We start from the raw sequence: 19,737 nt of genomic DNA on the forward strand, positions 1-19,737 counted from the left end.
CTGCTGGTTCATTCATTGAACCAACCGACAGCCGCTGACTGGTGGAAGGAGTCAGTTTGGCAGCACGGATTTTTGAACAAAAGAAACCTACTGGAGTATGGAGGAACATGTATGCAGAAACGAGTCATTACCGCACTAATGGTACTTGCCGGAGCAAGTCTAGGGATCTCACTGATGCCCATCGCATGGCAAGCCATTGGGCAAACCCAAAATGAATGGCTGAATAATAACATCACTAATAGTTTGCTTGGAGCCCTTATTTTCTTTTTATTATCTTTACTATTAGCGAAATATATTGCAGCCGGTATTCGCAAAATTGAAGAAAAACTAAGTGAATTGAGCTTAACCTATCTCTTGTTTGGCGCAATTGGTTCGATCATCGGTCTGATGATTGGTGTGATCGTGTCGATTCCTTTTTACAATTGGGATATTCCTTTTATCAACGGGATCGCCCCAATTTTAGTGATGGTCCTGTTAGGGTATCTCGGTTTTCAGATCGGGACGACACGGATCGATGAATGGAAAAAAGTCTTTGCCCCGAAAAACAAAAAGGCAGAGCCTCAAGAGCAAGATGAACAGCAGATGCTAGAAAGAAAAATTGCGGACCATTTCCACAAATACAAAATTTTGGATACCAGCGTGATCATTGATGGCCGGATCTATGATATTGCCAAAACCGGCTTTTTGGAAGGCGTCCTGCTGATCCCGAATTTCGTTTTGTATGAATTGCAATACATCGCAGATTCTGGCGATAGTTTGAAACGGGTCCGGGGCCGTCGCGGCTTGGATATTTTGAATGCTTTGCAAAAAGAAGAAGGCATCGCAGTTGAGATGTACGAAGGCGATTTTGAAGACATTTCCGAAGTCGACAGCAAGCTGATCAAGTTAGCGAAATTGCTGGATGGTGTCGTTGTGACTAATGACTACAATTTAAACAAAGTTTCTGAATTTCAAAATGTGCCGGTCTTGAATATCAATGCGTTGGCCAATGCGGTCAAACCAGTGGTGATTCCAGGAGAAAGCATGCACGTCTTAGTAGTGAAAGCTGGCACGGAGCGGCAGCAAGGGGTCGCTTATCTAGATGACGGGACGATGGTCGTGGTGGAAGATGGCCAGCATTACATGAACGAACACATCGAAGTGATCGTCACCAGCGCCTTGCAAACGGCAGCTGGGCGGATGATTTTTGCCAAACCAGCCCATTCTGGTCGCGGTATCGACAACAAAGAAGGATCAAAATCAGAGAAATAATCCTCGGCAGCTGGCGTAAAATATGCCAGCTGCCTTTACTAATTGGGTTATTGATTGTACAATTCAACTTGAGGGTTCTGTTTTTTACGCGGGTCTTTCCCACTAAACTGAACAATAAGCCCCAAGCAGCTTGGCTGGCTTGGAAATCAGATGAAGGAAGAGGAAAACAATGACAAAAGTACGTGTACGTTACGCGCCAAGTCCAACAGGACATTTACACATCGGGAATGCTCGGACGGCTTTATTCAATTATTTGTTTGCTCGTCACAATGACGGTGAATTTATTATCCGAATCGAAGACACCGATCAAAAAAGAAACATTGAAGATGGTGAAAAAAGCCAGCTTGAAAACTTGCAATGGTTAGGGATGGATTGGGACGAATCACCTGAAAATCCAGGGGAATATGGGCCGTATCGTCAATCAGAACGCGGCGATATCTACCAACCACTGATCGATCAATTGCTCGCAAGCAATCGTGCGTATAAGTGTTATTGTACGGAAGAAGAGTTGGAAGCCGAACGCGAAGGCCAAAGAACGCGTGGCGAAATGCCTCATTATGCAGGGAAATGTGCCAACTTAACACCGGAAGAGCAAGCCGAAAAAGAAGCACAAGGCTTGAAACCAGTGATTCGTTTCCGTGTCTCTCGCAATACTGAATACAAATTCCATGACATGGTCAAAGGCGAGATCGTTTTTGAATCAGATAATGTCGGTGGCGATTTTGTCATCCAAAAACGTGATGGCATGCCGACCTACAACTTTGCAGTAGCAGTGGATGACCATCATATGAAAATCACCCATGTGTTGCGTGGAGATGACCACATCGCCAACACACCAAAACAGTTGATGATCTATGAAGCATTTGGCTGGCAAGCACCGGAATTCGGGCATATGACGTTGATCATCAATAGCGAAACTGGGAAAAAATTAAGCAAACGGGACGAATCGATTCTGCAATTCATCGAGCAATACCGTGAATTGGGTTATTTGCCAGATGCTATGTTCAACTTTATTGCACTTTTAGGCTGGTCACCAGTTGGGGAGGAAGAAATTTTCTCTCAAGAAGAATTGATCAAAATCTTTGATCCTGAACGGTTGAGCAAATCACCAGCTGCCTTCGATGCCAAGAAATTGGAATGGGTCAATAACCAATACATGAAACAAATGGATTTGGATGAATTGACGGCAATGTGCGTTCCTTACTTGGTAAAAGCTGGCCGCATCGAAGAAACATTGACCGAAGAAAAAGCTGCTTGGTTGAAAAAAATCGTTTCCTTGTATCAACCACAAATGAGTTTTGCGGCTCAAATCGTCGATCTTTCGGAATTGTTCTTCGAAGAATACCCTGAATTAGATGATGCAGCCAAAGAAGTCTTGGCAGGGGAAACCGTACCGACGGTTTTAACAGCCTTTAAAGAAAAATTGCTGGCGATGCCAGTTGTTGAAGCTGCAGCAGTCAAAGCAGCTATCAAGGAGATCCAAAAAGAAACAGGCATCAAAGGCAAGAATTTATTCATGCCGATCCGAGTGGCAGTCTCAGGCCAAACCCATGGACCAGAACTACCGGATACCGTTGAATTATTAGGGAAAGAAAAAGCCCTTGATCATTTGAATAACGTGTTATAAACACAGCGAATAGACGAAGTACTAGCCGATTTTTTTCAGAGAGGCCACGGAAGGTGAGAGTGGTCAAAAAAGGCTAGGAAATGCACCTAGGAGTGGCTTTGGCGCAAGTCAAAGACGAAGCAGCGGACGTTACCCGCTTGAAGGCAGTGCCGAACTGCGAACAAAAGTGGGACCACGCAAAAAAGCGTCTTTTGAATAAGGAAACTTATTTGAAAGACGCTTTTTTCGTATCAAGAAGTTTGGATAAAGCAGGTGAGAAGATGACTTGGTTCAAAAAAGCAATTGCGGCAACAAAAAAACACGATCCGTCGGTGCGATCAACGTTGGAGATCATCATCACGTATCCGGGATTCCATGCCTTATTTTGGCATCGTTGGGCGCACTTTTTGTTTCAGCATCGCTGGTATTTTTTGGCAAAACTGACGGCCCAGTTTTGGCGTTTCTTGACCGGGATCGAGATTCATCCTGGTGCCCAGATCGGTCAAGGGGTCTTTATCGATCATGGGATGGGGGTCGTGATTGGGGAAACGGCGATCATTGAAGATGATGTCGTCTTGTTTCACGGAGTCACCCTGGGGGGAACCGGCAAAGAGCGGGGCAAGCGTCATCCCACGGTTAAAACCGGTGCGTTTCTCTCAGCCCATGCGCAGATCTTAGGTCCTGTCACGATCGGTGAGCGTGCAAAGATCGGCGCCAATGCAGTGGTTTTGAAGGATATCCCCGCAGAAGCAACTGCTGTCGGCATCCCGGCAAAGATCGTTCGAATCAAAGGAAAGAAGGTTACCCACGATGATTAAAATCTATAATACGCTGACACGAGAAAAAGAAGTGTTTCAGCCATTGGAAGAAAAGAAAGTAAAAATGTATGTTTGCGGACCCACCGTCTATAACTATATCCATATCGGGAATGGCCGCAGTACTGTTTCATTTGATACCGTACGTCGTTATTTCGAATACCGCGGCTATACAGTGGACTATTTGATGAATTTTACCGATGTCGATGATAAAATCATTCGTGCAGCAAAAGAATTAGGTACGACGGCCCCAGAAGTGGCAGAGCGTTTTATCAACGCCTTCAATGAAGATACTGCAGCGCTGAATGTCAAACCTGCTACGATGAATCCTCGTGTGATGGATCATATTGAAGACATCATTGCCTTTATTGCTGCTCTTGTAGAAAAAGGCTATGCCTATCCAGTCAATGGCGATGTTTATTACCGTACCCGTAAATTTGCTCACTATGGGCAATTAAGCGACCAATCCATCGACGAGCTGGAAGTCGGCGCAAGCCAGCGAACCGGTGAAGAACAAAAAATCAAGGAAGATCCGTTGGATTTTGCTTTGTGGAAAGCGGCAAAAGGCGATGAGATCGCTTGGGAATCTCCTTGGGGAGCCGGCCGTCCCGGCTGGCATATCGAATGCTCGGTGATGGCGACCAAACACCTAGGCGAGACCATCGATATTCATGGAGGCGGACAAGACTTGACCTTCCCTCATCATGAAAATGAGATCGCCCAAAGCGAGGCAAAAACCGGCAAGACCTTTGCCAACTATTGGATGCATAATGGCTATGTGACGATCGGTGAAGACGAAGAAAAAATGAGTAAGTCGCTGGGCAACTTCGTCACGGTGCATGAGATGGTCAAAAAAGTTGATCCACAGGTGCTGCGTTTCTTTTTGGCAACGACTCAGTACCGCCGACCAATCAAATACAGCGAGACTACCTTGCATGAAGCACAAACCAATCTGCAAAAATTGCGTACGACCTATGAAAATGCCAAATTCCGCTTGAATAGCAGTCACTATCAAGCCAGCGATGAGGAAGTCAATGCACCGGTTCTGGAAGAATTTGAAGAACGTTTCATCAAAGAAATGGACGATGATTTCAACGCGGCTAATGGGATCACAGTGGTCTATGAATTGGCGAAGTGGCTGAACTTAGCTAGCGAAGACCCAGAAACAGACTTGGCTTTATTAACCGCTGGATTAGCCAAGTTCAGCGAATGGCTGACGATTTTCGGGATTTATTTTGTATCAGAAGAATTGCTAGATGAAGAAATCGAACAGCTGATCAATGAACGAATCGCCGCCCGCAAAGCCAAAGATTTTGCCCGCAGCGACCAAATCCGTGATGAGTTGAAAGAACAAGGGATCATCTTAGAAGATACCCCGCAAGGAACCCGATGGAGACGAGAAATATGAGAGATTATAAACAATTGAATGGTTTGGCATTGGCCTATGTGGGGGATGCGGTCTATGAAGTCTATATTCGCGATTATTTAGTCGCCCAAGGCCAAACCCGACCAAACCAACTGCACCATATGGCGACCCACTATGTATCTGCCAAGGCCCAAGCAGCGTTGATCCAAAAGATGTTGGATGAAGAGATCTTGACCGAAGAAGAACATGATTTTTATCGCCGCGGCCGTAATAGTAAAAGTCATACGGGTGCCAAAAATGCCGATGTCACGACGTATCGCATCGCTACTGGCTTTGAATCGCTGATCGGGTATTTGCACCTCACGCAGCAAAAAGAACGCTTAGACGAGCTGGTAGACTGGTGTATAAAGAAAGTAGGAGAAGAAGATGCGAGAAAAACCGCAAAGAAAGCGTCCAAATAAAAAAACAGCTGGCCAATCAGAAGCTAGAAAAGAAAATAGACCGGATCGCCGCAAAGAAGCCGAGGGAGAAGCCATCGAAGATAATTTTGTCTTTGGCTATCATGCGGTTGCTGAAGCCTTGAAAGAAGGGCGAGGCAACAAGCTGTTTCTTTCTGAAGAGGCAAGGGGAGAAAAGATCGATCGTCTGAAAGAAATGGCACGGGAACAGGCAGTTCCTGTCAAATGGGTGCCAAAACAAAAGCTGGATACGATGAGTGACCAAGGGGTCCATCAAGGCATGATCTTGGCGATCACCCCTTACCAGTATTTGACCTTGGATGAATTGTTGGCCCAAACGAAAGAACAGCCGCTGTATCTGATTTTAGATAATCTAGAAGATCCCCATAATTTCGGCTCCATCATGCGAACCGCTGATGCCAGCGGCGTAGACGGGATCATCATTCCGAAACACCGTGCGGTGGGGATCACGCCGATCGTGGTGAAAACATCGACCGGCGCAGTGGAACATATCCCTGTGGCTCGAGTGACCAACTTGACCCAAGCAGTCCAGCAGCTGAAAAAAGCTGGTTTTTGGATCTTCGGTACTGATATGAGCGGCAGTGATTACCGTACATGGAATGCCCAAGGGGCGGTCGGTTTGATCATCGGTAACGAAGGTCGCGGCATGGGGGAAGGTTTGAAAAAAGAAGTGGATCAAATGCTGACGATCCCAATGACCGGGCACGTGCAGAGCTTGAACGCCAGTGTGGCGGCAGGCTTGTTGATGTATCAGGCCTTTACTAGCCGAAATGGGGCATCCCAATGAAAACCCCTTTGCTGATCGTGGATGGCTACAATATGATTGGCGCTTGGCCGGAGATGGTTCTTTTGAAAAATCAGGACCGTTTAGAAGATGCGAGAGAAGCTTTGCTGAACCGGCTATCGAATTATGCAAAATATGAAGGCTTGAGAATCATCGTTGTTTTTGATGCCCAACTGGTGCCTGGTGTGACACAAAGTTACACCAAATATCAGCTGGAAGTTATTTTTACCGAAGAAGGAGAGACCGCCGACAGCTACATTGAACGAATCGCTGGTGAGTTAAACAATCGATTGACGCAAGTCACCGTCGCTACCAGCGATTTAGCCGAACAGTGGGTGATCTTCTCTCAAGGTGCCTTACGAACTTCGGCACGGGAATTGTACAAAAGCGTGGAAAAAACGGAAAAAGACATCCACGAGCATCAAACCGATTTGCGGTTTGAAAATTTCCGGCGCAATTCCCCTTGGTCACCGGAACAATTAGCTGAACTTGAAAAGAAATTGCGCGACCTTAGTTAGGGACAAAGTTGGTCTGGTAAATTAGAAGATGTCCCAGCCATTTATGATACGCTCCTTTTGTAGCAAATGAAGCAAAAACAAAAGGAGTGATATCGATGCGCAGGGAAGAAGGACAAGTATCACACCCTTCTGATAGATTTGAAGAGTTGTTCAGAAAATATCGACCGATCGTTGAGATTTTGCATAAAAAATATTATCTGCGGGATTATGACTTAGATGATTGGCTGCAAGAAGGCCGGATCGTTTTTAATAAGTGTCTAAAGACTTACGATCAGGACAAAGGAACGACGCTGGGTATCTTGTTTAAGCGATCCTTTGAAAACCGTATCTGCAGCTTGTTGCGGGCGCAGCATGCCCAAAAACGCAAAGCCCAAGTCGATGCCTGCTCGCTGGAAGAAAAGCTTTCACAGGAAGGCAATCGGTTTTTGACCGATCATAATCGCTGTGCGGAAACTGCAGAGACCTATTTGTTTGTTAATGAATCGTTGGTAGAGTATCCGAAAAGTTTATCGTCTTTAGAAAGAATGGTTATAATGAATTATTTAAAAGGATTAGAACTTGATCAGATTGCGGCTCAAGAAAAGCTGTCTTACGAAAAAATAAAAAGCGCTTTCAGTCGCGGTAGGACAAAATTGATAGCGCTTATCAAAGACGTTTAACAAAAATCTTATTGAAAGTAGAATTATTTTATGGTAAACTTGAAATTTTCTGCATTTCGTGGTATAATGATGCTCGAGGTGAATGCGATGCCAACAACTTTAGCTACAATCAAGAAAGATTTAGAAGGCCGTATCGGTAGTGAGATTATGCTAGTTGCTCAGACTGGACGTAAGCGTCAAACTGAACGTCGCGGCGTTTTGACAGAAACTTATCCTTCAGTTTTTGTTGTAGATTTGGATCCAAACGAGAATTCATTCGAGCGGGTTTCTTATAGTTATTCAGATATTTTAACCAGAACTGTTGAGATTGAATTTTTATCGGAAGCTGTTTGAAACAAGAAGAGTTGACACTTTGTTGACTCTTTTTTGGTTCAACAAGATAAGGAGTGATGGGATGGCGTTTTTTCTAAAAGATTTAGGGGAAATGACTGGGGTGGAGTTTTATCAACTTGCCCGTTTGCGCACAGCAGTTTTTGTGGTGGAACAAGCGTGTGCGTATCAGGAGATCGATGCGATCGATGCACAGGCCAAACATTTATGGGCCCTTGATGAGGACGGGCAGGTCGTTTCGTATGCCCGTATTTTCCAGCAGGAACAAACGGTGCATTTTGGTCGGATCATTGTGGCACCGACATACCGGGGGCAAAAAGAAGGCCATCGTCTGATCAAAGAAGTTTTGCATCGCATTGAGCAGTGTTATCCGGCTTTGCCTATTGAGATCGAAGCACAAGCCCACTTAGAAAAATTCTACGGCCAGTATGGCTTTAAAACCATTACACCGCCTTTTTATGAAGACGGGATCCTGCATGTCGGGATGAAAAAAGAAGCAAGCACAGCGACTCTCTAGAGAGGTTCGCCGTGCTTGCTTCTTTTAGTGCTATGATTGATGGATCGGATGAATCCGAATTGCTTCTTTTGTCCTTAATGACAAAGAGCCGGTTTCTTATCTGATCGTATCGTCCAATGATGTTGGACGTGGATCAACGGTGTTGGCAGTAGGCGTTTGCGCTTTTAAAAGATCACGAATCTCTTCTAAATAATCCTCTGCAGTGATTTCTGGTACTTCGTCTTCCTCAGGTTGTTGTTTAAGATTGCGTAATTTGTTCACTGCTTTGACAATCAAGAACAAGACAAATGCGGTAATCAAGAACGTAATAATGGCAGTGATGACGCGGCCAAAATCAAAGACTACATTTTTGGCGGGTTCAAAGACCAAGCCAGAAAAGGCATCGGCGTTACCGAAGAGTGATAAGATCCATGAAACCAATGGTGTCAGCAATCCTTCAACTAAACTAGTGACGATTGCGGTGAAGGCACTCCCGATTACGACCCCGATCGCCAAGTCAATGACGTTTCCTCGTAAAATAAATTCTTTAAATTCTTTAATCATCCTGTATCCTCCCTTCTAAATCTTACTGACAGTATAGCGAAAAATGCAAGATTTATAAAAAAAAACGCTCGCTGCAGCAGGTTTGATCAATGAGCCAAGGAGAAAGTTTGTCAGCTATGCTATAATTGAAGAGATAATTTTGCTTCTAGAAGGGGTGTCACATGTCTATTGAATTAAAAAAAGGTGTTCGGTTAACGGTGCTGCCGACCAAAAAGTATAAAACGATCCGTTTTTTCGTTCGGTTCACTGCACCATTGCAGGCCGAAATGACCGCCAAACGGACTTTATTGACTAGTTTATTAGAAACGACTAGTTTGGCTTATCCGACGCAGACCGCATTTAGCAGTCAACTGGCGGAGCTTTACGGTGCCAGCTTCGGAATGAATGTCAACAAACGGGGCAATCTGCATCAAATCAATGCAGCGATGTCCTTTGTCAACGGGAAGTATGTGTCAGATGAAGCAGTCTTGCCGCAAGCAGCCGCTTTTTTAGCAGAAGTTTTGTTCCATCCGAATGCCCACGAGGAGCAATTTGAGGAAAAGAACTTTACCATCGAAAAGCACAACTTGATCGCCTATATGAACAGTGTGGCAGAAGATAAGCAAGCATTGGCTTCTTTAGGGCTGCAAGAGTTGTATTTCGAAAACGATCAGAATCAGAAGTATCCGAGCTTTGGCCGTCCCCAAGACTTAGAAGCTGTGACCGCAAAAGAGCTTTACCAAACCTATCGCTCAATGATGGACAATGACCAAATCGATCTTTTTGTGATCGGCGATGTGGTTGAAGCAGAAGTCGCGGAGATTTTCCAGAACATGGCCTTTACCGATCGGCCAGACCAAGCAATACCGGTCTTTTATCAGCAAGCGGCGGAAAATATCATTCGCGAGAAAATCTTGCGGGAACCAATCATTCAAGCCAAATTGAACTTAGGCTATCATACTGGCGTGTATTATGACCAAGCCGAGCGGATCGCCTTTATGGTCTTCAACGGGTTGTTTGGCGGATTCCCTCATTCAAAACTGTTTATGAATGTCCGAGAGAAAGAAAGTTTGGCTTATTATGCTTCCAGCAGTATCGATACGTTTCGCGGGTACTTGTCGGTCCAAACAGGAATCGACGGCAAAAACCGCGACAAGGTCTTCAAATTGATCGAACAACAGCTGCAAAGCTTGCAGCGTGGCGAAGTCACAGCGGAAGAACTGGCACAAACAAAAGCGATGTTGAAAAACCAGTACTTGCTTTCGTTGGATAACCCACAAGCACTGATCGAAACAGCCTATCTGAATCAGTGGGTACCGAATACGAAAATGACGGAAGATGAATTTATGCAGAAATTGGCTCAAGTGACCGTAGCAGATGTCCAAGCATTGGCCAAAAACGTGTCCTTGCAAGCTGTATTCTTCCTGGATAAGGAGACGACCCATGAATAAAAAAGTCTATCAGCAAATCAATGAGACCCTTTATGAAGAAGTATTGCCAAACGGCTTGAAAGTTTATTTGCTGCCAAAAGCCGATTTCCATAAAACTTACGGACTTTTCAGTACGAACTATGGCTCTGTCGACAATCATTTCGGGTTTTCACCCGAAGCATTGCATCAAGTTCCAGATGGCATTGCCCATTTTCTAGAGCACAAACTGTTTGAAAAAGAAGACGGCGATGTCTTTCAAACCTTTGGTCAGCAGGGGGCTTCTGCCAATGCCTTTACCAGTTTCACGAAAACCAGCTATCTTTTTTCGGCAACCGATCAAATCAAGCTGAACCTTGAAACGTTGATCGATTTCGTTCAAGCCCCGTATTTCACAGAAGAAACCGTCGAAAAAGAAAAAGGGATCATTGGCCAAGAAATCCAAATGTATGATGACGATCCGAACTGGCAGCAGTTTTTCGGCATCATCAAAAATTTGTATCCGAAGCACCCCCTGCATATCGATATCGCTGGTACGGTGGAAAGCATTGCGCAGATCACCGCAGAAGACTTGTATCTTTGCTACAATACCTTCTATCACCCAAGCAACATGACACTTTTTGTGGTAGGCAACATCGATCCGGAAGAAACGATGGCGTGGATTCGGACCAATCAAGCGGCCAAGACCTTTCCAGAAACGCAAGCGATCATTCGCCAGTTTCCTGAAGAAACCTTTGCCGATATTCAAGCAGAATCAAGCCTTACCATGCCAGTGACACGTGCTAAAGGCGTGTTAGGGATCAAAGGGGACTTGAACAAACTGCCGGAATCAGGAAGAGAGCTCTTACGCTTCAAAAATGCGTTGAACCTTTTCTGCCAATTGGTTTTAGGCAATACTTCCGCCAATTATTTGCGTCTGTATGATCAAGGCATCATCGATGACACGTTTGGATTTGAAGTGAACTTGGATCGCGGCTTTTACTTTGCCGATTTCTCGGGGGATTCTGAAGAGCCAAAAGAAATGTTGGCAGAGATCGAAGCGATCTTAATGAATTTCCAGCACGACCCAGAGATTAATGAAGAAAACTTGACGTTATTGAAGAAGAAAATGCTAGGGAAATATTTCCAATCACTGAACTCATTGGAGTTTATTGCAAACCAGTTTACCCAAAGCTTATTCGGTGAAACGACGCTCTTTGATCTACCGGAGGTGATCCAATCGATCACTTTGGAAGATGTTCAGCAAGCGGCTCGTTCCTTTATCGATCCTAAAGCGTTTAGCCGTTTTTACATGTATCCAACGGAAAAAGTCTAAGCGAAGGCTGGTTTTGTCAAACAGCTGTCATTTAAGCGACACTGAATGATTCAAGGAGGAAGGCCCAACAGCTCAAGGGCTGCCCACCTCCTAGATCATTCAGTGTTTTCTTTTTGCGTCAAAGGGTGGTTTTTTCTTGCATTTTGATGCCAATTTGGCGAAAAGTATTAAAATTTGTTTGCGAGTTGTGGTTAGGCTATCCTCAGACTTTTTCTTTTATGGTATTCTTTAATTATTGAAGCAAAATCTTTTTTTGTTTTTTTGCAAAAAATCACGGAAAAAATGTTATATTTAGTAGACGGCGCGCCCAGATGGAAATCGGCGTGACGGAGTTTTTTTTATTGACTGATACAGGGAACCCCTGTTTTAAAATGATAGAGCAGCTTTGCTGACCTTACGACAAGCAGCGAAGCGATTTTAGGGCTTTTTTTAAAGATGAATAAAAGACTGGAGTAGATGATCGAGTGGCCAACGAAACAACGATTGGAGCAAAATTACGGCAAGCCCGTTTAGATAAAAACATTTCATTGATTGAATTACAACAAATGACAAAGATCCAAAAACGCTATTTAGAAGCAATTGAAGCGGAGCGTTTTGATCAATTGCCAGGCACTTTTTATGTCCGCGCGTTTATTCGCCAATATGCAGCAGCGGTTGGAGAAGACGGCGACAAATTGGTGGCCGTTTTTGATGGCAAAGATACGTTAGACGCCCCCTTACCCAAAAGACCGCAGCCTGAAACCGTCAGCGGCTCACGAAAAGCACAGCACGTAGAAGAAAAAAGCGGCTCATTTGTCGTCCGCTATTTGCCGATGATTTTATTAGGTCTGGTTGCCATTACGATCGTGAGTATCGTGGGCTACATGGCTTGGCAAGACCGTAATACAACACCGATGATCCAAGGGAGTTCTTCTCTCGTGGTAGAAAATTCGGCGTCTACAGCTTCCACCACGACAAGTACGGAAGAAACCAGTACTTCGAGTGAAGCGACGGAGTCATCAAGTACGACGGAATCCAGCGAAGCGAAAATGACGATGACGGCTAGCGATTCCACGCAATCCTCGATCACGATCACGATGAAAGATGCGGAAAACCCTATTGAATTGGCATTTACTGGGCTAGATGCTTCTTGTTGGGTCGGTGTACAAGTTGACAACGCTTATGTGTACCAATACACTCTACAAGCGGGGGAAACGCAATCGATGACGCTGCCAGAAGGCGCCACGAATGCGACCTTGACCCTGGGCGCAAGCCAAAATATCTCCATCACTGCCAATGGTCAGGAAGTGGACTTTTCTGACCCGCAATTTGAATTGTTACAAAAGACAGTCCGCCTCGTGATTGAATACCAAGACGATGCGGCATAAATCTGACAAATGCGCCTTATTGAGGTATCATTAGCTAAAAAGTTATCTGTTGCATCCGACCATTGAAAAGCAGAAGTAGTGGCATGATTTGCCGTTATTTCGTACAATAGTCGGCAGAGAGGAGTCTATTTCGTGAATTTACCCAATCAATTAACTGTATTACGGATCATTATGATCCCCATCTTTATTTTGGTCTTGGTTTTGCCAATCGATCTTGGTACGCTGACCGTTGGTACGACACAATTAGAAAACACGCACCTTATTGCAGCGATCCTTTTTGCGGCAGCCAGCATTACAGACTGGCTAGATGGCAAGATCGCTCGTTCCAGAGGCCTTGTTACCAACTTCGGGAAGTTTGCTGACCCGTTAGCAGATAAAATGCTCGTCATGACGGCTTTTATCATGCTGGTTGAATTAGACAAAGCCCCAGGCTGGGTAGTTTCGATCATCGTTTGCCGCGAGTTGGCAGTGACAGGGTTACGCTTGTTGTTAGTGGAACAAAGCGGGGAAGTCATGGCTGCTGCGTGGCCAGGGAAAATCAAAACCGCGACACAAATGGTTGCGATCATTTTCTTGTTCTTGAACAACATTCCCTTTTCAATGATCGGTTTACCTGTCGATCAAATCATGTTGTATCTATGTTTGATCTTCACGATCTATTCCGGGGTCGATTATTTCATAAAAAATACGAATGTTTTTAAAGATTCTATGTAAAATTTCTAGATCTAGATAAAGAAGCGATAAAAACAAGGATACAAGTCACGAAAGTTCAGAAGTTTTCTGGACTTTTTTTGTCAATATGAAAGACTTTTACGTATCTGATAAATGAAGGAGTAAACGAATGAAAGCAGAAATTATTGCAGTCGGGACCGAATTACTTTTAGGACAGGTGGTGAATACGAACGCGACCTTCTTGTCAGAAGAACTGGCAAGTCTTGGGATCGATGTTTTTTATCATAGTGTTGTCGGGGACAACCCCAATCGCTTAGAAGAATTGCTGACGATCGCCGACAAACGCAGCGACTTGATCGTGCTGTGCGGCGGCTTAGGGCCCACCGACGATGACTTGACGAAACAAGTCACTGCGCGCCATGTGGGACAGGAATTAGTGCGAGATGAACCAGGTTATCACCAATTGAAAGCCTTCTTTGAAAACAGTCAACGGAGGATGACGGAAAACAATTTGCGGCAGACCTTAGTCTTCAAAGACGGTGTGTCTTTGCCAAATCCCAATGGACTAGCGATCGGGATTTTTTATCAGACAGCCGCTACCAGTTATTTGCTGCTGCCAGGACCGCCAAGTGAACTGCAGGCGATGTTTCTTACCCACGCAAAACCACTTCTGTTAGAGCAGTTTCCCCAAGAAGAAGTCTTGCTTTCTCGCGTTTTGCGCTATTACGGGATCGGGGAATCGGCGTTGGTCACAGAATTGGCCGATTTGATCGAGAACCAAGTCAATCCCACCATCGCCCCTTATGCCAAACCCAATGAGGTCACATTGCGTCTGACGGTCAAAACCGCAGATGAGGCGCAAGGAATCAAACAATTGGATGCATTAGAAGAAACCGTCCAAGCACGGGTCGGTGCGTATTTCTATGGATATGGGGAACAAAATTCGCTGGCAGAAACAGTCGTCGATCTACTAATCGAGAAAAAGAAAACCGTCACCGCAGCGGAAAGTTTGACCGCTGGTTTGTTTCAAGCGACCTTAGGAGGGATTCCTGGCGTCTCTGAGGTGTTTCCCGGTGGGTTCGTGACATATTCTGCTGGAACAAAAAGCAAGCTCTTAGGCATCGATTCAGCGCTTTTAGAAAGCTATGGGACTGTTAGTCAGGAGTGTGCGGAAGCAATGGCCGTCTATGCCCGCAAACAAGCAGAGACCGATTATGCGGTGGCCTTCACCGGTGTTGCTGGTCCAGACGAACTAGAAGGTCAGCCCAAAGGCACTGTTTGGATCGCCTTAGCTTCTGACAAAGGCGTCTCAAGCCAGCTGTATCACTTCAACCGCGACCGCTCCTATATTCGGCATAGTGCTGTCATGGCAGGCTTAAATCAAATACGTAAGGAATTATTAAATTAATGCGAATGTTTGTTCGTTTTTTCTTGCAATTTCCCTTCAGAAGGACTATTATTATCTTATGAACGACACACGAAAGTGATGAATATAAGGAGGATTATCCGTTTGGCAGATGATCGTAAAGCAGCCTTAGATGCTGCACTAAAGAAGATTGAAAAGAACTATGGTAAAGGTGCCATCATGAAGCTTGGCGAAAAAGTTGATCAACAAATTTCAACGATCCCAAGTGGTTCATTGGCCTTGGATGTTGCATTAGGTGTAGGTGGTTACCCACGAGGACGGATCGTAGAAGTTTACGGCCCAGAAAGTTCTGGTAAAACGACAGTTGCTTTACATGCCATTGCGGAAGTCCAAAAAAATGGCGGAACAGCAGCATTTATCGATGCCGAACATGCGTTAGATCCTCAGTATGCGCAAAAATTAGGCGTAAATATCGATGATCTTTTGTTATCACAACCAGATACAGGGGAACAAGGATTAGAGATCGCTGACGCCTTAGTTTCAAGTGGTGCGGTTGATATCGTAGTTATTGACTCGGTAGCAGCTTTAGTCCCACGAGCGGAGATCGATGGTGAAATGGGTGATACCCACGTTGGTTTGCAAGCTCGTTTGATGTCACAAGCATTACGGAAACTTTCTGGTTCCATCAACAAAACGAAAACGATCGCGATCTTTATCAACCAAATTCGCGAAAAAGTTGGGATCATGTTTGGGAATCCAGAAACGACACCTGGTGGACGTGCGTTGAAATTCTATTCAACCATCCGTTTGGAAGTACGTCGTGCTGAGCAATTGAAATCCGGTACAGATATCATCGGGAACCGCACGAAGATCAAAGTAGTCAAAAACAAAGTAGCGCCACCATTTAAAGTAGCGGAAGTCGACATGATGTATGGTCTAGGTATTTCACAAGAAGGTGAATTATTGGATATGGCCGTGGAACAAGACATCGTTGATAAAAGCGGTGCGTGGTATGCCTATAAAGGGGATCGCATCGGTCAAGGTCGTGAAAACGCCAAAAACTATATGCGTGAACACCAAGAAATGATGCTAGAAGTTTCTGCTCGCGTCCGCGATGCTTACGGGATTGGAACAGGAGAGACCGTAACCCTCGAGGAAGCGCAAGAAGAATTACTATTAGACGAATAAGTCTTGAAAAGCCAAACAACGAGGTTGTTTGGCTTTTTTGTGGCTTTTTGCTAGATTCATCTATTGTTGAAAAAACATCCGTAAAAAGGAAGGGTTGCGAAAGTTTACTTTATTATTTAAAGTTGACACTCTTGTGTTCAAACATTAGAATAAACGTATGTGGATTTCCACATAAGAAGTAGCGAATTGATAATTTTGTTATCCTTTGTTAATCAAAATTACAAAATATTTAAAAAGATAGTATGGAGGTGGATTCATTGGAACTACTTTACATTCTCCTCGCTATCATCGGTTTAATTGTCGGTCTTGGATTAGGAGTTTATGTGACGAAATCTCGTCATGAGAAAGAAATCAACGGCGCCCAAAATTCTGCAGCTGGAATTATCGAAAGCGCTAAGAAAGAAGCAGAAACTCTTAAAAAAGAAGCATTGTTAGAAGCTAAGGAAGAAAATCAGAAGTATCGGTCAGAGATTGAAAGTGAGTTGAAAGAAAGCAAACTTGATTTAAAATCACAAGAAAATCGTTTACTCCAAAGAGAACAAGTACTTGATCGTAAGGACGATTCTTTGGAAAAACGAGAACGCTCACTTGAAGATAAAGAAGGCAGACTTAGTGAGAAACAACAATTAATTGACGAGCGAGAAAAAGAAGTAGAAAACTTAATCGATGGACAACAGAAAGAATTAGAGCGCATCGCCGCGCTGTCTAGAGATGAAGCAAAAGAGTTGATCATGAAATCAACGGAAGAGGAATTGAACCATGAATTAACGATCATGGTCAAAGAATCTGAACAGCGTGCGAAGGAAGAAGCAGATCGAAAAGCAAAAAATCTCTTGTCCCTAGCAATCCAACGTTGTGCCGCAGACCAAGTGTCTGAAACCACGGTATCGGTCGTATCATTACCAAATGATGAGATGAAAGGTCGAATCATCGGAAGAGAAGGTCGGAACATTCGGACCCTTGAAACATTGACAGGGATCGATTTGATCATCGATGACACGCCAGAAGCAGTCGTCTTATCAGGATTTGATCCGATTCGCCGTGAAATTGCTCGTATGACCCTTGAAAAACTGATTCAAGACGGCCGGATCCATCCAGCTCGAATTGAAGAAATGGTCGAAAAATCTCGGAAAGAAATGGATGAGCATATTCGTGAATATGGGGAACAAGCAGCCTTTGAAGTCGGTGCTCACACCCTTCATCCAGACTTGATCAAGATTTTAGGTCGTTTGCGTTTCCGTACCAGCTACGGACAAAACGTCTTGAACCACTCGATCGAAGTCGCAAAACTAACCGGTGTTCTTGCCGCAGAATTAGGTGAAGATATCCAGTTAGCCAAACGTGCCGGACTCTTGCATGATATTGGGAAAGCCCTTGACCATGAAATCGAAGGCTCTCACGTTGAGATCGGGGCTGAGTTAGCTGCCAAATACAAAGAAAATGGTGTGGTGATCAATGCGATCGCTTCTCACCATGGAGATGTTGAAGCAACATCGGTTATCTCTGTTTTAGTTGCAGCCGCAGATGCCTTGTCAGCAGCCCGTCCAGGTGCCCGCAGCGAATCATTGGAAAATTATATTCGCCGCTTGCAAAACCTAGAAAATATCGCCAACGGCTTCAAAGGTGTCGATTCCAGTTTTGCCGTCCAAGCCGGACGTGAAGTCCGTGTAATGGTCAAACCAGAAGAGATTTCTGATTTGGATGCTGTACGATTGGTTCGCGACATCCGCAAGAAGATCGAAGACGATTTGGATTACCCAGGTCATATCAAAGTAACCGTTATTCGCGAGACCCGCGCAACGGATTACGCCAAATAGCAAGCAAAAGCAGTATCCTCTCAGAGGGTACTGCTTTTTTTGTGTGGCTGACTGTTAATAAGGACGACTGAGTTGTTCAAAATCAACTGTGCTTTTCATCAGTCCCATAAATGATTGAGCCTTTTTTGTTCGTCGGCAGCCAAACGCCGGGAAAGCAAAAGGATGAATCGTTAGCGACAGAGGCGAAAAGAGGAAGGATCGATCCAGCATCATCTCGAGAGGGGGGGATTGAAAGATAAAACAGACCCAGACTTCTCGGTGAAGTCTAGGTCTGTTTTGTCTTTTTCACGTCTATACGTCCATCAAATCTTGCGTCGACGGGCAAAGTCCACAAAGCGGAATTTATCCAGTCGGTGGATCGATTCGGTGTATTCAAAACAGCGCGTGTCTTCTAGATACACGAGGCTGCGAACCGTAACGACATGCTGATCTTCAGGACGCAGATCCATTAGATCCCGCAATTCTTTGTTGACGGGGTCAACAGTGATTTCTTTTTGTGCATAAGCGATCTCAAGGCCAAGATCATTTTCAAAGTAATCAAAAATCGATACTTTCGCTCGGTTTTCTGGCAACTCTTCGATGATAGAAGCATCAAGGTAATCTTTATCCAAAATCACCACTTCTCCATCGATTCTCCGCTGACGGATCAGTTTCCATGCCTCAGAAGCGACAGGCCAACCAGTGGTCTCGTGCAGCTTTGGCGAAACGGCGATCTTACGGATCTCGACAACCTTTGTTTCACTAGGAATGCGTTGGGTATCTTGCAGCTCACGAAAACTCGTCAAGCCAGAAATCGGGAAATCAAAGCGATTCAAGTCTAAAACGATCGAACCTTTCCCTTGTTTCTTTTGGATATAACCAGCATCCCGCAATAAATTCAATGCCTTACGGACAGTCTCGCGGGAGACACCATAAGTTTTGATCAATTGGTTTTCGCTAGGCAGCAAAGAATGCGGAGGGTATTCGTTTGCTAGAATTTTTTGTTCTAAATCTAAAAATATCTCTTTGAACTTGTTCATCGGATTGCCCCCTCTTTGGCTATTATAGCGAGGCCAATTTGGAAATGCAATCGACTATTTCGCCAAAAGTTCGTCAATGTTTAGATCCGTCAATTTTTCAACGATCACATCTGCACCGTGTAGTTCTTCTCCTGAATAAACGCCTACCGCGTACATACCAGCAGCTTTGATGCCGTCGATCCCTGCTTGAGCATCTTCAAACCCAACTGCTTCTGCCGGTTCAATGCCTAGTGCTAGCGCTGCTTGGATAAAGATTTCTGGATCTGGTTTGCCTTTTTTCAAGGTTGCTGGGTCAACGATCGTATCAAAGTCTTGCATGACACCTAGTTTGTCCAAAATAAACGGCGCATTCTTGGATGCCGAAGCGATGGCACAAGGAATATTTTTTGCTTTGGCTTCATCAAGGAACGTCTTTACCCCCGGCAATAGATCATCAGGAGTCAAGCTTTGTAATAATTGTACATAGTGGGTATTTTTCTTTGTCGCTAAGGCTTCTTTTTCGACTTCTGTGTAGGCATCATTTTTGTTGCCTAGTGTTAAGATTCGCTCTAAAGAATCCATGCGGCTAATGCCTTTTAACTGCTCATTGAATTTCAAATCGATCTCGATCCCAATCTCCGCAGCTAATTCTTTCCATGCGATGTAGTGGTATTTAGCTGTATCCGTGATAACGCCGTCTAAATCAAAAACAAATCCTTTTTTCATGTGTAACACTCCTT

Annotated in this window: 20 protein-coding genes and 1 other annotated feature; of the genes, 17 read left to right on the forward strand and 3 right to left on the reverse strand. The window is 44.5% G+C overall.

The genetic code is table 11. The features are described from left to right. Window positions 1-111 precede the first annotated feature (111 nt). The 10 genes from IGJ26_RS00115 to IGJ26_RS00160 all read left to right on the forward strand — a co-directional run bounded on the left by IGJ26_RS00115 (window position 112) and on the right by IGJ26_RS00160 (window position 8,325). Entirely contained in the window at window positions 112-1,251 is a 1,140-nt protein-coding gene (locus IGJ26_RS00115; protein WP_005232908.1) for a PIN/TRAM domain-containing protein, read from the forward strand. Window positions 1,252-1,420: 169 nt separating this feature from the next. Continuing rightward, entirely contained in the window at window positions 1,421-2,878 is a 1,458-nt protein-coding gene (gene gltX, locus IGJ26_RS00120; RefSeq protein ID WP_087664729.1) for a glutamate--tRNA ligase, read from the forward strand. Continuing rightward, window positions 2,875-3,073: a binding site (T-box leader), on the forward strand. It overlaps the preceding gene by 4 nt. Before the next feature lie 65 nt (window positions 3,074-3,138). Beyond that, entirely contained in the window at window positions 3,139-3,675 is a 537-nt protein-coding gene (gene epsC / locus IGJ26_RS00125; RefSeq protein WP_061054472.1) for a serine O-acetyltransferase EpsC, read from the forward strand. Then, complete coding sequence (cysS, locus tag IGJ26_RS00130; RefSeq protein WP_016619443.1) at window positions 3,668-5,080, forward strand: cysteine--tRNA ligase; 1,413 nt, start codon at window positions 3,668-3,670, stop codon at window positions 5,078-5,080. The genes epsC and cysS overlap by 8 nt, the downstream gene beginning before the upstream one ends. After that, a complete protein-coding gene (locus tag IGJ26_RS00135) occupies window positions 5,077-5,499 on the forward strand; it encodes a Mini-ribonuclease 3 (protein WP_005232904.1) in 423 nt (140 codons plus the stop codon). Before cysS ends, IGJ26_RS00135 begins: the two co-directional genes overlap by 4 nt. Then, entirely contained in the window at window positions 5,465-6,304 is an 840-nt protein-coding gene (rlmB, locus tag IGJ26_RS00140) for a 23S rRNA (guanosine(2251)-2'-O)-methyltransferase RlmB (RefSeq protein WP_005232903.1), read from the forward strand. Before IGJ26_RS00135 ends, rlmB begins: the two co-directional genes overlap by 35 nt. Further along, window positions 6,301-6,819: an NYN domain-containing protein gene (locus IGJ26_RS00145; protein WP_430599767.1), complete on the forward strand. Its 519-nt coding sequence runs from the start codon at window positions 6,301-6,303 to the stop codon at window positions 6,817-6,819. The genes rlmB and IGJ26_RS00145 overlap by 4 nt, the downstream gene beginning before the upstream one ends. A gap of 95 nt (window positions 6,820-6,914) precedes the next feature. Then, window positions 6,915-7,478 carry a sigma-70 family RNA polymerase sigma factor gene (locus IGJ26_RS00150; RefSeq protein WP_005232901.1) on the forward strand — a complete coding sequence of 188 codons (564 nt, stop codon included), beginning with the start codon at window positions 6,915-6,917 and terminating at the stop codon, window positions 7,476-7,478. An 87-nt stretch (window positions 7,479-7,565) separates the two neighbouring features. Beyond that, window positions 7,566-7,811, forward strand: coding sequence for a Veg family protein (locus tag IGJ26_RS00155; RefSeq protein ID WP_005226417.1), 246 nt, complete (start codon window positions 7,566-7,568; stop codon window positions 7,809-7,811). Window positions 7,812-7,872: 61 nt separating this feature from the next. Beyond that, window positions 7,873-8,325, forward strand: a complete 453-nt coding sequence (locus IGJ26_RS00160) for a GNAT family N-acetyltransferase (protein ID WP_430599769.1) — start codon at window positions 7,873-7,875, stop codon at window positions 8,323-8,325. Window positions 8,326-8,421: 96 nt separating this feature from the next. Here IGJ26_RS00160 and mscL read toward each other — a convergent pair whose 3' ends face one another. Continuing rightward, window positions 8,422-8,868 (reverse strand): large conductance mechanosensitive channel protein MscL, encoded by a 447-nt coding sequence (gene mscL, locus IGJ26_RS00165; RefSeq protein WP_005232898.1) that lies wholly within the window; start codon window positions 8,866-8,868, stop codon window positions 8,422-8,424. A 161-nt stretch (window positions 8,869-9,029) separates the two neighbouring features. Between mscL and yfmF the strand changes: the two genes are divergently transcribed. From yfmF to rny, 7 genes are all read left to right on the forward strand, one after another. Next, window positions 9,030-10,298 (forward strand): EF-P 5-aminopentanol modification-associated protein YfmF, encoded by a 1,269-nt coding sequence (gene yfmF / locus IGJ26_RS00170; protein WP_005232897.1) that lies wholly within the window; start codon window positions 9,030-9,032, stop codon window positions 10,296-10,298. Next, window positions 10,291-11,589 carry an EF-P 5-aminopentanol modification-associated protein YfmH gene (gene yfmH / locus IGJ26_RS00175; protein ID WP_288363042.1) on the forward strand — a complete coding sequence of 433 codons (1,299 nt, stop codon included), beginning with the start codon at window positions 10,291-10,293 and terminating at the stop codon, window positions 11,587-11,589. Before yfmF ends, yfmH begins: the two co-directional genes overlap by 8 nt. A gap of 464 nt (window positions 11,590-12,053) precedes the next feature. Next, complete coding sequence (locus tag IGJ26_RS00180) at window positions 12,054-12,956, forward strand: helix-turn-helix domain-containing protein (protein WP_288363040.1); 903 nt, start codon at window positions 12,054-12,056, stop codon at window positions 12,954-12,956. Window positions 12,957-13,088: 132 nt separating this feature from the next. Beyond that, on the forward strand, window positions 13,089-13,670 hold the full coding sequence (pgsA, locus tag IGJ26_RS00185; RefSeq protein ID WP_008376742.1) for a CDP-diacylglycerol--glycerol-3-phosphate 3-phosphatidyltransferase: 582 nt from the start codon (window positions 13,089-13,091) through the stop codon (window positions 13,668-13,670). 127 nt (window positions 13,671-13,797) lie between these two features. After that, window positions 13,798-15,036 (forward strand): competence/damage-inducible protein A, encoded by a 1,239-nt coding sequence (locus IGJ26_RS00190; protein ID WP_430599770.1) that lies wholly within the window; start codon window positions 13,798-13,800, stop codon window positions 15,034-15,036. A gap of 102 nt (window positions 15,037-15,138) precedes the next feature. After that, window positions 15,139-16,182: a recombinase RecA gene (gene recA / locus IGJ26_RS00195; protein WP_430599771.1), complete on the forward strand. Its 1,044-nt coding sequence runs from the start codon at window positions 15,139-15,141 to the stop codon at window positions 16,180-16,182. A gap of 242 nt (window positions 16,183-16,424) precedes the next feature. After that, window positions 16,425-17,999, forward strand: a complete 1,575-nt coding sequence (gene rny, locus IGJ26_RS00200; RefSeq protein WP_005232891.1) for a ribonuclease Y — start codon at window positions 16,425-16,427, stop codon at window positions 17,997-17,999. A 302-nt stretch (window positions 18,000-18,301) separates the two neighbouring features. On the opposite strand, the gene treR is transcribed toward rny, so the two are convergent. After that, window positions 18,302-19,018 (reverse strand): trehalose operon repressor, encoded by a 717-nt coding sequence (gene treR, locus IGJ26_RS00205; protein WP_005226457.1) that lies wholly within the window; start codon window positions 19,016-19,018, stop codon window positions 18,302-18,304. Between the two features lie 54 nt (window positions 19,019-19,072). After that, complete coding sequence (gene pgmB, locus IGJ26_RS00210) at window positions 19,073-19,723, reverse strand: beta-phosphoglucomutase (protein ID WP_005232889.1); 651 nt, start codon at window positions 19,721-19,723, stop codon at window positions 19,073-19,075. Window positions 19,724-19,737 lie beyond the last annotated feature (14 nt).

Source organism: Enterococcus sp. AZ095a (assembly GCF_050546735.1).
Classification (GTDB): Bacteria; Bacillota; Bacilli; order Lactobacillales; family Enterococcaceae; genus Enterococcus_D; species Enterococcus_D entomosocium.

What these genes read in the sequence shown, in the direction of transcription:
- IGJ26_RS00115 (WP_005232908.1), top strand. Translation starts at nt 112, where the DNA reads ATGCAGAAACGAGTCATTACCGCACTAATGGTACTTGCCGGAGCAAGT.
- gltX (WP_087664729.1), top strand. Translation starts at nt 1,421, where the DNA reads ATGACAAAAGTACGTGTACGTTACGCGCCAAGTCCAACAGGACATTTA.
- epsC (WP_061054472.1), top strand. Translation starts at nt 3,139, where the DNA reads ATGACTTGGTTCAAAAAAGCAATTGCGGCAACAAAAAAACACGATCCG.
- cysS (WP_016619443.1), top strand. Translation starts at nt 3,668, where the DNA reads ATGATTAAAATCTATAATACGCTGACACGAGAAAAAGAAGTGTTTCAG.
- IGJ26_RS00135 (WP_005232904.1), top strand. Translation starts at nt 5,077, where the DNA reads ATGAGAGATTATAAACAATTGAATGGTTTGGCATTGGCCTATGTGGGG.
- rlmB (WP_005232903.1), top strand. Translation starts at nt 5,465, where the DNA reads ATGCGAGAAAAACCGCAAAGAAAGCGTCCAAATAAAAAAACAGCTGGC.
- IGJ26_RS00145 (WP_430599767.1), top strand. Translation starts at nt 6,301, where the DNA reads ATGAAAACCCCTTTGCTGATCGTGGATGGCTACAATATGATTGGCGCT.
- IGJ26_RS00150 (WP_005232901.1), top strand. Translation starts at nt 6,915, where the DNA reads ATGCGCAGGGAAGAAGGACAAGTATCACACCCTTCTGATAGATTTGAA.
- IGJ26_RS00155 (WP_005226417.1), top strand. Translation starts at nt 7,566, where the DNA reads ATGCCAACAACTTTAGCTACAATCAAGAAAGATTTAGAAGGCCGTATC.
- IGJ26_RS00160 (WP_430599769.1), top strand. Translation starts at nt 7,873, where the DNA reads ATGGCGTTTTTTCTAAAAGATTTAGGGGAAATGACTGGGGTGGAGTTT.
- mscL (WP_005232898.1), bottom strand. Translation starts at nt 8,868, where the DNA reads ATGATTAAAGAATTTAAAGAATTTATTTTACGAGGAAACGTCATTGAC.
- yfmF (WP_005232897.1), top strand. Translation starts at nt 9,030, where the DNA reads ATGTCTATTGAATTAAAAAAAGGTGTTCGGTTAACGGTGCTGCCGACC.
- yfmH (WP_288363042.1), top strand. Translation starts at nt 10,291, where the DNA reads ATGAATAAAAAAGTCTATCAGCAAATCAATGAGACCCTTTATGAAGAA.
- IGJ26_RS00190 (WP_430599770.1), top strand. Translation starts at nt 13,798, where the DNA reads ATGAAAGCAGAAATTATTGCAGTCGGGACCGAATTACTTTTAGGACAG.
- rny (WP_005232891.1), top strand. Translation starts at nt 16,425, where the DNA reads ATGGAGGTGGATTCATTGGAACTACTTTACATTCTCCTCGCTATCATC.
- treR (WP_005226457.1), bottom strand. Translation starts at nt 19,018, where the DNA reads ATGAACAAGTTCAAAGAGATATTTTTAGATTTAGAACAAAAAATTCTA.
- pgmB (WP_005232889.1), bottom strand. Translation starts at nt 19,723, where the DNA reads ATGAAAAAAGGATTTGTTTTTGATTTAGACGGCGTTATCACGGATACA.